The sequence below is a fragment of the Maritalea sp. S77 genome, from assembly GCF_049801075.1.
Classification (GTDB): domain Bacteria; phylum Pseudomonadota; class Alphaproteobacteria; order Rhizobiales; family Devosiaceae; genus Maritalea.
In genome coordinates this window covers 109,685-123,704 of record NZ_JBNAGG010000001.1, presented here as the reverse complement: position 1 = coordinate 123,704, position 14,020 = coordinate 109,685, and the positions used below count along the sequence as shown (strand labels likewise).

11 protein-coding genes are annotated in these 14,020 nt (G+C 50.1%); 7 read left to right on the top strand and 4 right to left on the bottom strand.

Annotation, left to right across the window (positions count from 1 at the left end):
• Positions 1–291 precede the first annotated feature (291 nt).
• The 3 genes from ACP15Y_RS00665 to ACP15Y_RS00655 all read left to right on the top strand — a co-directional run bounded on the left by ACP15Y_RS00665 (position 292) and on the right by ACP15Y_RS00655 (position 5,403).
• Positions 292–705, top strand: coding sequence for a hypothetical protein (locus ACP15Y_RS00665; protein ID WP_424981094.1), 414 nt, complete (start codon positions 292–294; stop codon positions 703–705).
• The gene (locus ACP15Y_RS00660; RefSeq protein ID WP_424981093.1) at positions 696–4,388 is read left to right on the top strand and encodes a vitamin B12-dependent ribonucleotide reductase; all 3,693 of its coding nucleotides are present in this window, start codon (positions 696–698) and stop codon (positions 4,386–4,388) included. Before ACP15Y_RS00665 ends, ACP15Y_RS00660 begins: the two co-directional genes overlap by 10 nt.
• 268 nt (positions 4,389–4,656) lie before the next feature.
• Entirely contained in the window at positions 4,657–5,403 is a 747-nt protein-coding gene (locus ACP15Y_RS00655) for a hypothetical protein (RefSeq protein ID WP_424981092.1), read from the top strand.
• A gap of 303 nt (positions 5,404–5,706) precedes the next feature.
• Here ACP15Y_RS00655 and ACP15Y_RS00650 read toward each other — a convergent pair whose 3' ends face one another.
• Positions 5,707–5,919, bottom strand: a complete 213-nt coding sequence (locus ACP15Y_RS00650) for a GIY-YIG nuclease family protein (RefSeq protein ID WP_424981091.1) — start codon at positions 5,917–5,919, stop codon at positions 5,707–5,709.
• A gap of 289 nt (positions 5,920–6,208) precedes the next feature.
• Between ACP15Y_RS00650 and ACP15Y_RS00645 the strand changes: the two genes are divergently transcribed.
• Positions 6,209–6,754, top strand: a complete 546-nt coding sequence (locus ACP15Y_RS00645) for an outer membrane protein (protein ID WP_424981090.1) — start codon at positions 6,209–6,211, stop codon at positions 6,752–6,754.
• 723 nt (positions 6,755–7,477) lie between these two features.
• On the opposite strand, the gene ACP15Y_RS00640 is transcribed toward ACP15Y_RS00645, so the two are convergent.
• Complete coding sequence (locus tag ACP15Y_RS00640) at positions 7,478–7,858, bottom strand: DUF4342 domain-containing protein (RefSeq protein ID WP_424981089.1); 381 nt, start codon at positions 7,856–7,858, stop codon at positions 7,478–7,480.
• Positions 7,859–8,001: 143 nt separating this feature from the next.
• A complete protein-coding gene (locus ACP15Y_RS00635; protein ID WP_424981088.1) occupies positions 8,002–8,751 on the bottom strand; it encodes a glycosyltransferase family 2 protein in 750 nt (249 codons plus the stop codon).
• A 259-nt stretch (positions 8,752–9,010) separates the two neighbouring features.
• Here ACP15Y_RS00635 and ACP15Y_RS00630 point away from each other — a divergent pair, with 259 nt between their 5' ends.
• The 3 genes from ACP15Y_RS00630 to ACP15Y_RS00620 all read left to right on the top strand — a co-directional run bounded on the left by ACP15Y_RS00630 (position 9,011) and on the right by ACP15Y_RS00620 (position 11,603).
• On the top strand, positions 9,011–9,436 hold the full coding sequence (locus ACP15Y_RS00630) for a DUF1801 domain-containing protein (protein WP_424981087.1): 426 nt from the start codon (positions 9,011–9,013) through the stop codon (positions 9,434–9,436).
• A gap of 2 nt (positions 9,437–9,438) precedes the next feature.
• Positions 9,439–9,891: an SRPBCC family protein gene (locus tag ACP15Y_RS00625; protein WP_424981086.1), complete on the top strand. Its 453-nt coding sequence runs from the start codon at positions 9,439–9,441 to the stop codon at positions 9,889–9,891.
• A gap of 236 nt (positions 9,892–10,127) precedes the next feature.
• Positions 10,128–11,603 (top strand): AMP nucleosidase, encoded by a 1,476-nt coding sequence (locus tag ACP15Y_RS00620; RefSeq protein ID WP_424981085.1) that lies wholly within the window; start codon positions 10,128–10,130, stop codon positions 11,601–11,603.
• Positions 11,604–11,623: 20 nt separating this feature from the next.
• Here the strand turns inward: ACP15Y_RS00620 and ACP15Y_RS00615 are convergent, their stop codons facing one another.
• A complete protein-coding gene (locus tag ACP15Y_RS00615; protein WP_424981084.1) occupies positions 11,624–13,918 on the bottom strand; it encodes an NADP-dependent malic enzyme in 2,295 nt (764 codons plus the stop codon).
• Between the last annotated feature and the right edge of the window lie 102 nt (positions 13,919–14,020).

Sequence of the window (14,020 nt, the reverse complement as noted above, 5' to 3'; positions counted from 1 at the left end):
CTTGACAGGGTTAGCGAAAAAGTTGGGACCCACCCCAATCGGATCAATCCGCAAGCAGTTTCGCGTGCGCATCTCTTCACCAATCATTCAGTATAAGCAGAGTTTTGCTGATTTTTTCGTGAGATAGGCTGGGTTGATTAAGTGGTTTGGCAGCCGAACCATCTCGGCAAATTTTGCCGAATCTTATCAAAAAGCCCGAATCGCCCCTGCCACAACTTATCCCCATTGTTCACATAATATATACCAGATATGGGCCATATTTAGCGCCGCACCCACTACTGGTGGTAAAATTTGAAAAAATTTGCCTTGAACAATATTGGGAAAAATGTAGGTTCGGAAATGCAAATTGAGTATCCGTATGATGACCAATCGCCCACCCCTTGTTGCACAGCTTATCTGTTGCGCGACGACAAGAGAGGTGACCGCCATTCGGGAATGCCCTTTGCGCCTCGGCGGGCGCATATAAGGTCAAGATGGCTGAAGATTGACCCCATATATGGTGATCTGTTTGCATCCAAAGCCCGGCTTCATACTGGCAAGAAAGTCAGGCGGGCAGCGGATAAGAAAAGGCATAAACGCCTCGTGGGAACGGCTCGTCTCTCACACCCAACAGGAAGCGAACAAACAGAAACTGAAAACCATATTGGTTTGATCGGACACGATATTGGTGTCCATAATTTTGGGGGCATACTCGAATGCGCATAAAGCGGCACTATACCAAAAAGGGCCAATCGGCCTATGCTGGCATCGAATTTCGCAAGGCCACAAGCGAAATTAAAAATCCTGACGGTTCAATTGTGTTCCGTTTGGACAATATTGATGTGCCCGCCAGCTGGTCACAAGTGGCGGCGGATATTATCGCCCAGAAATATTTCCGCAAAGCTGGTGTGGCCAAAGTCCTGAAAAAGGTTGAAGAGAACAGCGTACCTTCTTGGCTGTGGCGCTCTGTGCCTGATGAAAAGGCACTCGAAAAGCTGCCCGAAGAAGAGCGTTTCGGTTCTGAAGTTGATAGCCGCCAAGTGTTTGATCGTTTGGCGGGCACCTGGACCTATTGGGGCTGGAAAGGCGGCTACTTCGATGATGAAGAAGATGCCCGCGCTTTCTTTGACGAGCTCTGCTATATGCTCGCCACCCAAAAATGTGCCCCCAACTCCCCACAATGGTTCAACACTGGCCTGCATTGGGCCTATGGCATCGATGGCCCTGGCCAAGGACACCATTATGTAGATCCGTTCTCTGGCAAATTGGTGCGTTCGGCATCGGCTTATGAACACCCCCAGCCCCATGCTTGCTTTATTCAATCTGTTGGCGACGATTTGGTCAGCGATGGCGGCATTATGGATCTTTGGGTTCGTGAAGCCCGTCTGTTTAAATATGGTTCAGGCACAGGTTCGAACTTCTCTGATGTGCGCGGCGCAGGCGAAAGCCTTTCTGGCGGCGGCAAATCCTCTGGCTTGATGTCTTTCTTGAAAATTGGTGACCGTGCTGCGGGCGCCATCAAGTCTGGCGGCACCACACGCCGTGCGGCGAAAATGGTGGTTGTCGATATCGATCACCCAGATATTGAAGAATACATCAATTGGAAGGTGAAAGAGGAGCAAAAGGTTGCTGCCCTCGTCACTGGGTCAAAAACTGTTTCCAAGCACATGAAAGCCATCATGCGCGCCTGCGTAAACTGCGAAGGCGCGGGCAATGATTGCTTTGATGTACAGAAAAACCCTGCCCTGAAGCGCGAAGTGCGCGCAGCGAAAAAGGCGCTGGTGCCCGAAAACTACATTCAGCGCGTCATCCAATTCGCCCAGCAAGGCTATACCGATCTCGAATTCCCTGTATATGACACAGACTGGGATTCAGAGGCATATTTGACCGTTGCAGGCCAAAACTCAAACAACTCAATCCGCGTAACCGATGGCTTCTTGAATGCTGTTGAAAATGATGGCGATTGGGATTTGACTGGCCGCATCACACAAAAGCCAACCAAAACACTTAAAGCCCGCGATTTGTGGGACAGTGTGGGCTATGCCGCTTGGGCTTGTGCCGATCCCGGCATTCAATACCACACCACCATTAACGACTGGCACACTTGCCCAGCATCTGGCGACATTCGCGCGTCGAACCCATGTTCAGAATATATGTTCTTGGACGACACAGCCTGTAACTTGGCCTCGCTGAACTTGCTTCAGTTCCGCGCTAAAGATGGCGAGTTCATGATCGACGCGTTCGAACATTCTGTGCGCTTGTGGACCATTGTGTTGGAAATCTCTGTGATGATGGCACAATTCCCATCTAAAGCCATTGCAGAGCGTTCATATGAGTTCCGCACCTTGGGTCTTGGCTATGCCAATATTGGCGGCCTGTTGATGACATCTGGCATCGGCTATGACTCAGACGAAGGCCGCGCCATTGGCGGTGCCATCACCGCAATTTTGACTGGTGTGTCTTACGCAACATCTGCGGAAATGGCGAAAGAATTGGGCCCGTTCCCAAGCTACAAGCCAAACGCAAAGCACATGCTGCGCGTTATCCGCAACCACCGCAATGCGGCCCATGGCAATGATAATGGCTATGAAAAGCTGTCCATCAACCCCGTGCCGTTGGATCACGGCAATTGCCCTGATGCGCGCTTGGTCGATCACGCAAAAAAAGCATGGGACAATGCGCTAAAACTTGGCGAAAAGCACGGCTACCGCAATGCGCAGGTTTCCGTGATTGCCCCAACAGGCACCATCGGTTTGGTGATGGATTGTGACACAACAGGCATCGAGCCAGACTTTGCTTTGGTGAAGTTCAAAAAGCTCGCCGGCGGTGGTTACTTCAAAATCATCAACCGCGCCGTGCCAGAAGCGTTGCGCACCTTGGGCTACTCAGAAGATCAGATCGCAGAGATCGAAGTCTACGCAGTGGGCCACGGCAATTTGAACCAAGCCCCAGGCATCAACCCGACCACTTTGAAAGCCAAAGGCTTCACGGATGAGAAGGTTGAAGCGATCAATGCAGGCCTCGGCAGCGCGTTCGACATTAAATTTGCCTTCAACAAATGGAGCTTGGGCGAAGAGTTCTGTAAAGACACACTTGGCCTGACCGACGAGCAGCTCAACGACATGAACTTTGATATGCTCGCCGCGCTTGGTTTCTCGAAAAAAGAAATCGACGATGCCAACATCCATGTGTGTGGCGCCATGACACTTGAAAAAGCACCGCACCTGAAAGAAGAGCACTATAATGTGTTCGATTGTGCCAACCCATGTGGCCGGATCGGCAAGCGCTTCTTGAGCGTTGAAAGCCATATCCGCATGATGGCGGCTGCACAGCCTTTCATCTCTGGCGCAATTTCAAAAACCATCAACATGCCAAACTCAGCAACGGTTGAAGAGTGTAAAGAAAGCTACATGCTGTCTTGGAAACTCGCCTTGAAAGCCAACGCGTTGTACCGCGATGGTTCAAAACTCAGCCAGCCTTTGAACGCGCAATTGCTTGCCGATGATGAGGAAGACGAAGATGGCTTGGACGCAACAGAAGAGCTGATCGCAAAATCACCAGTTGAACGCACTGCTGCCATTGCTGAAAAAGTGGCGGAACGTGTTGTCGAGCGTGTGGTTGAGCGGGTTCGCGAACAGGAAAAACTGCCAACACGCCGCAAGGGCTACACCCAAAAGGCCAAAGTTGGCGGCCACACCCTCTTCTTGCGCACGGGCGAATATGAAGATGGCCGCTTGGGCGAAATCTTCTTGGATATGAACCGCGAAGGTTCAACCCTACGCGCATTGATCAACAATTTCGCGATCTCAGTGTCCCTTGGCCTGCAATATGGTGTGCCACTTGAAGAATATGTGGAGACATTCGTCTTCACCAAGTTCGAACCAGCTGGCTTTGTGCAAGGCAATGACTCAATCAAGAGCGCAACATCCATCTTGGATTATGTGTTCCGCGAATTGGCCATTTCCTATCTGGATCGCTCTGATCTGGCCCATGTCACCCCAGACAGCGGTGCCGGCAAAGGCGCCAGCGTCACAGACGACAGCGAAGGCGTTGCTGCGGACCAGTTTGTGTCCAAAGGCCTCACCCGTGGCCGCGTGAAGGACAAGACTTTGATGCTCGTGTCCACCACCGAAACCACAAGCACCACCAACAAGGTGCAAGCCATGCAAACCAGCGCCGCCACCATGATGAAGGCCACAACGGCCCTCAAAAATGAGGTAGTTGAGGAACTGGGCAAAATCGAAGAACCCGTCGCTGCCCCAAAAGTGGACACCAACGTCCAACGCAGCCAAGCGCGCATGAAAGGCTATGAAGGCGAAAGCTGCCCCGAATGCGCCAACTTCACTCTGGTCCGCAACGGCACCTGTTTGAAGTGTGACACCTGCGGAAGCACCACAGGCTGTAGCTAAGAAACAACGAAGCCCGGGCAGAAATGCTCGGGCTTTTTTTCTTACACAGAGTACAAAACGTGAATATGAAAACTTGGAAGAAAAATACACGTAAAAACACCAAAACCGGAGCTGCAACTCCGGTTTTGGGACCGCGCATCAACCATCATCTGGCGGCGCGGGGCAATCAGGTAAACCTCTCCCTTTTTGCGATTCTCATTACATCGCAAAAACTCCTGTTTGTCGACACGCTAGATGCATTCCAACGGCAAACATGGAGATTTTTCCAATGCCTAATCCAACTTTTGTCCCAACAGACAAGCAGCTAGTCGACTATATCTTGGCTTCGGGCGCCCACAATCGCGCAAAGGTAGTAGAGAGTATTGTTGGCGAATATGTTCCATATTTGGATAGATACCGTGACATCCGCTACCCGATCCGAGATTACTATTTGACACAAGACTTCGAAAACACGCTTGGCGCAACAAAACGTCGTCTTTTAGCCCGAATTCACAACATCGATGACAACACCGAGGCAGCCATACTCGACGAGATCGATGCTATCGACTTGGTCTCCTCTACGCGTATTTTTCCTCGTGTCGAAAAATATCGTCTTCTAAAAGCTAACTCGACAGAGCGAAAAAACAACCTAAATGGCCTCATCTTGAAGTCGAGTGGAAGCATAAAACTCCGCAAATACAAAACAAACTCGGCAGAAATCGGTTTGCTTTTTCCACTGATAAGAAAAGGGAACACAAAACATGGAAATGAAAACCAAATGCGGCAAAAGAGAGTGAAACTTCATTGCACCCTGCTTCATATGCATGCCGACCAAATCGCGATTAAAAACGAAACGGCAGCGAAGAATCTCTGCATCGTTCACGACGTTTTTGAACAAAAACTTCACCTTGCATCTAAGTCAGACAAACGCTTAAAGCAAGAAATACTAGCGAGTTGCGCAGAACTAGCGTCAGCACTTGAGCAAATTCAGATCGAGCCAAATGCGAAATCTCTAATCGCAAAAAGGGTGGTATAAACAAAATACACTTGCGGCCAACGTGCAGGAGACGAGCGCGCAGATGCGCCCCAAGGATCTAATTTAGCACAAACCAAAACATTCGTGTTTTGCATTAAATACAAGTGAAATGGCCCCCAAGATCAAGTCTTGGGGTGACGATGGCAGGTGGCGGTGGGGTTGGAGAGAACCCGTTCAGCGTCTGATCTCGTGACGCCATAGTTGTTACGAAGCCCCTTTCTACCTCCGCCGTCATTGCAAGACTTGATCTTGCAATCCATTTGAGGACAACCACAAAGCACCTAATCGAAGAAAACTGGCGCTCTAAACCGCAATCTCGTCAAACAAATCGCGCCACTCGGCATTAAACGACTCGATCAATTCCACTTTCCACCGTCGAGACCACCCTTTGATGGCCTTTTCACGCTGAATTGCCGCTGAAATACTGTCATGCTCTTCAAAATAAACAAGGCGCTTAAAGCGATAAGAGCGAGTAAAGCCGTCCACAACACCTTCCCGATGCTCTACCCACCGCACCAAGTCCCCCCTCTGCCCCACTTGAAACACAGGAAATAGCAGTGTGCCATTGATAATCTAAGGCCATAACAGCACCTAATACCGAGACCACACGTCAAAGTGAGCTTTTGAACCATGAAAATCAGCTCGGCACACTAAATCAACATATTTCCGCGAATTCAGTCATATTCAAACATTCATATATTTAAGTTATTGATATTTCTTGATAAAAATGTGGCGAAACCTTGACTTAATTGCGATTTATAACTACTAAACCATTACCAGTTTCAAATTTTACATTGGAAAAGAAATGAATTTGCTCAAAAAATCTATTCTTGCAGCGTCAGCTATTGCTCTTATGACAGGCGCTGCGTACGCCGCGGACCCTGTGATGTACTCAGAACCCGCCACAATCGCAGCAGACGATGGTTTCGATTGGGATGGCTTTTACGCAGGCGTTGGTCTTTCAATTGACGCAATCACCGATGGCGGTCCAGTAGATAACTACGGATATATAGACGCAATTATTGGTTACAACTACACACACGAACAAATTTTATTTGGCGCCGAGGCCTGGGTTGGCGGATACTGGGATGTCGAAACTGGAACAGATTCCGGCTTTGGCGGCGGTGTTGAAGGCCGTGTAGGTTATCTAGCTACAGATGATTGGCTGATCTATACCGGTATCGGTTATTACCTCTATGATGGCGGTGCTGACTATGTCACATTGGGTATCGGTACTGAATTTGCCGTTACTGACGACATGTCAATTGATATCGAATATAAACATTGGGAAGGCCTCAGCAACAGCTTCGCAGGTCCAAGCGTGGGCACTTCTCTGCTTTGGCACTTCTAAGACAGGCCAATATATTCAAAGTTCAAATCCCCGGCGAATTGCTGGGGATTTTTTTGTCAAAAAATGCAATTTAAAATTGTATATCGCAGCATTTTTGATAGTGAAATTACTAAATTAAGCAAATGATTTCATAATCTTAGGATGCAACAAGGCAAAAAAACCGTCGCAAACTTATCCCCGTTCCCGAAACCCGTGGTAAAATAGGCCAATCTTCTGCCCCATGCGGTTATTGACGGATAACGGGGTATATCTGTTCCCCCCGAGAAATCGGCGGCGGCCACTAAACAGATGAAGGAGGAAGTGGTTGATGGGCCGGACGCGGCGCATCGCGCGCCTTTTTGGCTTCGCCCGACACCGAGGGCAATCCTCACAATTGGATGGGGACTATTGGGTCAGCATCCCGAGCCAAACAGGAGAGCGAAAAACGCCGCTGGCGCGAGGCAGTTTTGGTCTCATTTATTGCGCTACATAGCGAGCCTGAATCTGCCTCGTGCCCCGCAAACTATTTCCCCTGAGTGCGCAAGCGCGTCAGGCACTTCCGCCTGTCCGCGGCAAATGCAAAAAGGGAGCACATTCGGCGGCGGCACGAAAAATGCCGGGGAGTGCTGGGCCAGCCCGTCCGGCGCGAGGACAAAAGAGTGAGCGCAGCGACCGGTGGCGGCGCGTAAAAACCATGCAACCCCCAAAGCTACGAACTAGCAACTCAAACCGAAGAAGCCAAAACTACTTCTTTTTCTTCTTCGACTTCTTGGGCTTTTCCGCTGACACGTCATCATCAGCCAAACCGTCATTACCTTCGTCCGGTTCGATATCGCGTACAACTTCAATTTTCACTTTGGCCAGTACGCCCGCGAGACCACCCAGAATGGCCAACCAAGGCGCTGCCAAAACCACAACGCCGCCAACAACAACACTGCCGGTCAACGGCACTTCGATCATCACATCGTCGTTCGACGACCGAACGCGCAATTTGCGCACATTGCCCTCAGAAATCAGCCGCGTGATTTCTTCCACCAGCTTGTGGCCGGCCACTTCGATTTCTTCGGTAAATGTTTCCCAGCTGCCTTTATGTTCGCCAGATTTATTACGCTTCTCATCAACCATTTCATGGTCTCCTATGATGCTTCATACCCAAGATGTGGGCATAAATGCGCAAGGAACAAGCAGAAACCGGCCAATAAAATGCAAAAAGCCGCCTTGAAATAAGGCGGCTGAAAACTACCGAAATACTACAGCTTTGATTTTGCTTACTTTTTATCTTCTGGCCGAATATCCGTGTAGGACTTGGTCGCGGGCTTTCCGCGGAACGTAACCCAGAAAAAATTCAGCACATATGTTCCGGCAGTCTGGAAAACCCCCTCTTCCGCCAAACGACGGCCTGATGTCCGCATCGGCAGTTTAAAAGTCCATTTAACAGGCCCAACCTTGGAAAGGCGAACAGCAATGTCCGTATCTTCGCCATAGAAAGAAATAGATGTGTCATACCCGCCAGCCTTCAGCCAGGCGCTGCGGCGAATAACAAAATTACCGCCTTGGATCATCGACCCAACTTTAAGCACAAACCGATTGAGCAAATAAACGAGATAGGAAATGCCATAGAACAAACGCACCAAGAACTGGTTCCAGAGCGACAAATCATAATAAATATATGGACCACTTAGGCCCACAAGCTCGGGCTGTTTTTCAAAGCTGGAGATAACCGTTTCAATCCAACCTTCTGGCAACTCAGTGTCTGCATCGATATTTGCGACAAGTTCCGCCGTGGATGCATTGAACCCTGCCCGGCGCGCATATACCAACCCCTTGTCAAACTCGTCGACAACGGTCACGCCTTCAAAGCTCTCGGCGATTTCCTTGGTGCGATCGCTAGAAGCATTGTTGACCACAATGATTTCGCACTCAACGCCAGATTGCTTCACCCGTTTCACAACGGAATCTAGGCAACGGCCGATCAGCTTCTCTTCATTGTAGGCAGGTATAACAAAAGCTAGTTGCATGTATGCTCCTTCATTGGCGCCAATTGATCTGACGCCACGCACCGTCTCAAAAAACATTATTGCATTGGGCGGTTGCATTACACCATTTTCACCCAAGGTCAAACACTTGCCCCCGACAAAACATAGTTTGGCGGGCAAATTGAGACACGAAGCAAATAATTGTGACCGAATTTCTACTCTAAACAAATTAAGCCTCGCCCAAGATGGGTTTGGCAATCATCAACAATTCATGGAATAATTGCCCCACGGGGAGGATCAGATGGCCAAATCGCAAAACAAAACCCAACCGACAGCTCAAAGCGTGGAAGAATATCTGCTCACAATTGATGATGAGCAAAAGCGCAATGACGCGTTTAAAATCAAAGAAATGATTGAACGGCTTTCCGGCGAGCCCGCACACATGTGGGGCAGCAGCATAATTGGCTGCGGCACGTATCATTACAAATATGAAAGTGGCCGCGAGGGAGATTTTATGCGCGTCGGCTTCGCCCCGCGCAAAGCCAATTTGGTGCTCTACATTATGAGCGGATTTAGCGAATATGATACGTTGATGGAAAAACTGGGCAAACATAAAACTGGCAAAAGCTGCCTTTATGTCAAACGCTTAAGTGATCTTGATGAATCAATTTTAGAAGAAATCATCACCCATTCACTCGCCTATATGGCTGAAAAATATCCGGAGTAAATATGCCCACCATCACAGTTTCCGAACAGTTTAATTGCCCGCCGGAAACCGCATTCGCGGTGATCACTGATTTTGAAAATCTGGCGGACTTCATTGATGGTGTCGTCAAGGTCAAACTCTTGACTGACGGCCCGTTGGCAATCGGCACCCGTTTTCGAGAAACACGCGTCATCTTAGGGCGAGAAGCGGAGGAGGAAATGGAAGTTATCGAATTGCAACTCCCCACCTCGATAACGCTTTATGCCTTCTCGCACGGCACGGAATATCACAGCACCTACACACTTGAGCCAAATGCAACTGGCACAAAGGTTACACTTGAATTTCGCGCCCAACCAAAAACCTTTATGGCCAAAGTAATGAGCGCGGTTTTTTCGCGAATGGTGGGGCAAGTGGCAGACATGCTGCAAAAAGATCTGCACGACGCCAAGATTGAAGCGGAAAAGCGCAGCCAATAGCGAGAAAAGTTTGTGGCCGCTACAATCCAACACTTGAGGGCTGCAAAGGGGGAGGCGTTGGAAAGCAGCGGCCAATTTGCAATCATGGGCTGAATGATTGCTCAGCCAGATATGGGCATGGGATTTGGCAAATTAAAGGCCGTCACACGTTTGTGATCAAAAAAATTCAAAAGCTGCGTAAGTGCGAATTTAGTGCTAGCTTCAACGGCAGATAAAAATCACGTAAAGGGTTAAATATGAACATCATTCAACCGCCAAGCCTCCCCTTCAAAAGCTTTAATCAGGCGGATAAGGCCGTTGAATATGTCAAAGAAATTTATGCTCGCAACACCCAATTTGTGCGCGACGCCGTCATCAAGATGAATGATGGCAAAGCACCGGAGGGCCACGTGCGCGCAACATATCCGCTCGCGCGGGTGCGCAACACCAGCTTTCAAAAAGTTGATTCCCACCTGCCCTTCGGTTTTTTGCATTCGCCAGGCATTTATCAAACCACCCTGTCGGACCCAGAATTATTTCACCATTATCTAACCGAACAGTTTGAATTGCTGCTCAAAAACCATAATTGCGACATTGAAGTTGGCGAGTCAGAAACGCCGATTCCCGTGCATTTCGCTTTGGAGCCGACAGACACATTGGACGGCGACACGTTTAATGCACTCAACATTCCGCTGCGCGACCTGTTTGATGTGCCGGACCTCACCCATACGGACGATGAAATCGCCAACGGCACCTTTATACCGCCAAATGGTGGCCCCTACCCGCTGGCTGCCTTCACCGCACCGCGCGTCGATTATTCATTGCACCGTTTGGCGCACTACACTGCCACACGGCCAGAGCATTTTCAGAACTTCGTGCTCTTCACCAATTATGGCTTCTATATCGAAGAGTTTTGCCGCACCGCGCACAAATGGATGGAAGATGGGCATCCCGACTATGACGCCTTTGTGGAGCCCGGCAATGCGATCACCCATAATGCACGGTTAGGCGGAGAAACTGTTGGCGTTGCCCCGGCGCGTGAGCCGCAAATGCCCACCTATCACCTCAAAGCCAAAAATGGCAGCGGCATCACCATGGTCAATATTGGCGTCGGCCCATCCAATGCCAAAACAATCACCGACCATATCGCTGTGTTGCGGCCCCATGCTTGGTTGATGCTGGGCCATTGCGCCGGTTTGCGAAACTCTCAAGCCCTCGGCGATTATGTGCTGGCCCACGCCTATGTGCGCGAGGATCATGTGTTAGACGCGGATTTACCGCTCTCAGTGCCTATTCCTGCGCTTGCGGAAGTGCAAGTAGCACTAGAAGAAGCCGTGGCAGAAATCACCAACTTGTCTGGACAAGACCGCAAGCGCATCATGCGGACAGGAACTGTTGCTACTTTTGACAATCGAAATTGGGAGCTCCGTGACCAAACAGAGATCGCCCAGCGACTCTCACAATCTCGCGCCATCGCATTGGATATGGAAAGCGCTACCATTGCGGCCAACGGCTTCCGCTTCCGCGTGCCATATGGCACTTTGCTGTGCGTATCTGACAAGCCTTTGCATGGTGAACTGAAGCTCCCAGGCATGGCCAGCGACTTTTATCGCACCCAAGTGTCAAAACACCTGCAAATCGGCATTAGAGCCATGGAAATTTTGAAAAAGCAGCCTGCGCACGCGATCCACTCGCGCAAGCTGCGTTCATTTGCAGAAACGGCCTTTCAATAGGCCAATCGCAGTGACGAGGATTACTCCTCGTCCTGCTCCAATCCAATGGCTTCAGAAACAGCAACGGCGGTCATGTTTACAATGCCGCGGCTGGTGACTGATGGGGCTAAAATGTGGGCTGGCTGCGCCGTGCCCATCAAGATCGGCCCAACTGCAAGTGCTTCATTAAATTCCTTAATCAAGGTCATGGAAATATTGGCACTTTCAAGGTTTGGAAAAATCAAAAGATTGGCCTCACCTTGCAGTTCACTGTTCGGAATATAGCGCTCACGCAACATGGAATTTAGCGCCACATCGCCTTGCATTTCGCCCTCAACCACAAGGTCTGGTGCTTTTTGCTTCAACAGGCGATAAACATCACGCATTTTCTTCGAACTAACGCCATCGCGGGAGCCAAAGTTAGAATATGACATCAAGGCCGTCTTCGGCTCTAAATTGAAGCGCTTCAGGTGATCTTGCGCCTGCATGGCAATTTCGACCAGCTCTTCGGCGCATGGGTCCATCGACACATAAGTATCGGCAAAGAAGAACACACCCTGCTGCAAAATCAGCATGGACAGCGCGGAAACGTCAGTCGATCCGGCATCCAAGCCAATAATCGACTTGATGTCCCGCACGTGTTTGATGTAGCGCCCTTGTAGGCCGCAGATCAATGCGTCCGCCTCGCCGCGCTTCACAGCAAGCGCACCAATCACGGTGGTGTTGGTGCGCACAATTGTGCGGGCAGTATCTGGCGTCACGCCGGAGCGCCCCACAAGCGAATGGAACAAATCCACATATTCACGGTAACGCGGATCATCTTCTGGGTTGATGACTTCAAAGTCTTCACCTGGCCGCAAATGCAGACCAAACTTTTCAATCCGATGCTCAATAACCGAAGGCCGACCAATCAATATTGGCTTTGCGATACCATCTTCCAAGATAACTTGGGCTGCGCGCAAAACTCGCTCATCTTCACCATCGGCAAAAGCAACACGCTTGGGATCGGATTTCGCCCGCTCAATGATCGGCTTCATCACCATGCCAGAACGGAACACAAAGCGTGTTAGGCGGAATTTATAGGCTTCAAAGTCCTCAATTGGACGCGTCGCCACGCCGCTTTCCATTGCCGCTTTCGCAACAGCTGGCGCGATACGCAAAATCAAACGCTGATCGAATGGGTTCGGGATCAGATATTCAGGGCCGAATGTGCTGCCACTTTCTGACATGCTGGCCTCAAGTGCAGGCTCATGCGCCAATTTGGCGATGGCATGCACGGCAGCCATTTTCATTTCTTCATTGATCGCTGTTGCGCCGACATCCAAAGCACCGCGGAAAATGAAAGGGAAACACAGGACATTGTTCACCTGGTTCGGATAATCCGACCGCCCCGTACAAATCATCGCGTCTGGACGCGCCTCACGGGCCAATTCGGGCATAATCTCAGGCACAGGGTTAGCCAGCGCCATAATCAATGGATTAGGCGCCATTTTGGCCAACATCTCAGGTTTCAGAACGCCAGCCGCCGACAGTCCGATGAAGATGTCTGCATCTTCCATTACGTCTGCGGTGGTGGTCAAATCCGTATCTTGCGCAAAAGACGCGCGCCAACGATCAACATCATCCTTGCGCTTGTCTGTCACCAAACCATCGCGGTCGGCAACCCAAATATTTTCGCGCTTCGCCCCCAAGCTGATCAAAAGGTTCAAACAGGCAATCGCCGCGGCGCCAGCACCAGAGGTAACGATCTTGACGTCTTCAATCTTTTTCTTGGCAAGCCGCAACCCATTGATCACCGCGGCTGCCACGATAATCGCCGTGCCGTGCTGGTCATCATGGAAAACAGGAATTTGCATTCGCTCACGAAGCTGCTCTTCAACTTCGAAACAGTCAGGCGCTTTGATGTCTTCCAGATTGATGCCACCAAATGTCGGCTCAAGCGGCGCAATCACCTCAACCAGTTTGGCTGGATCATTCTCATCCACCTCAATATCGAACACATCGATACCGGCAAACTTTTTGAACAGAACAGCCTTGCCTTCCATAACGGGCTTGGAGGCCAAGGCACCGATTGAGCCCAATCCCAAAACGGCTGTACCATTCGAGATCACCGCCACCAGATTGCCTTTGGAGGTGTAGTCTGCAGCAAGCGTTGAATCTTGCTCAATTTCCTCACAAGGCGCAGCAACGCCGGGGGAATAGGCTAGCGCCAAGTCGCGTTGGTTGCCCAACGGCTTCGTCGCTGTAATCTCGAGCTTGCCTGGTTTCGGCCATTTATGGAAGTGCAGCGCAGCTTCGCGCAAAGATTGTTGGGTTTCGTCAGAATCCTGAGCCATCAAAGTCCCTTTCGTTCACCGGTTCTGGTGTGCCACCAAATGCAGCAAAAGAAAAGTGCAACTTATTCAGATTCGGCAAAGAAGGGGAAATTCAAACAAGTC

Bases quoted from the DNA above. Each gene is read 5' to 3' on its own strand.
- ACP15Y_RS00660 (WP_424981093.1), top strand. From the start codon at position 696: ATGCGCATAAAGCGGCACTATACCAAAAAGGGCCAATCGGCCTATGCT.
- ACP15Y_RS00655 (WP_424981092.1), top strand. From the start codon at position 4,657: ATGCCTAATCCAACTTTTGTCCCAACAGACAAGCAGCTAGTCGACTAT.
- ACP15Y_RS00645 (WP_424981090.1), top strand. From the start codon at position 6,209: ATGAATTTGCTCAAAAAATCTATTCTTGCAGCGTCAGCTATTGCTCTT.
- ACP15Y_RS00640 (WP_424981089.1), bottom strand. From the start codon at position 7,858: ATGGTTGATGAGAAGCGTAATAAATCTGGCGAACATAAAGGCAGCTGG.
- ACP15Y_RS00635 (WP_424981088.1), bottom strand. From the start codon at position 8,751: ATGCAACTAGCTTTTGTTATACCTGCCTACAATGAAGAGAAGCTGATC.
- ACP15Y_RS00630 (WP_424981087.1), top strand. From the start codon at position 9,011: ATGGCCAAATCGCAAAACAAAACCCAACCGACAGCTCAAAGCGTGGAA.
- ACP15Y_RS00625 (WP_424981086.1), top strand. From the start codon at position 9,439: ATGCCCACCATCACAGTTTCCGAACAGTTTAATTGCCCGCCGGAAACC.
- ACP15Y_RS00620 (WP_424981085.1), top strand. From the start codon at position 10,128: ATGAACATCATTCAACCGCCAAGCCTCCCCTTCAAAAGCTTTAATCAG.
- ACP15Y_RS00615 (WP_424981084.1), bottom strand. From the start codon at position 13,918: ATGGCTCAGGATTCTGACGAAACCCAACAATCTTTGCGCGAAGCTGCG.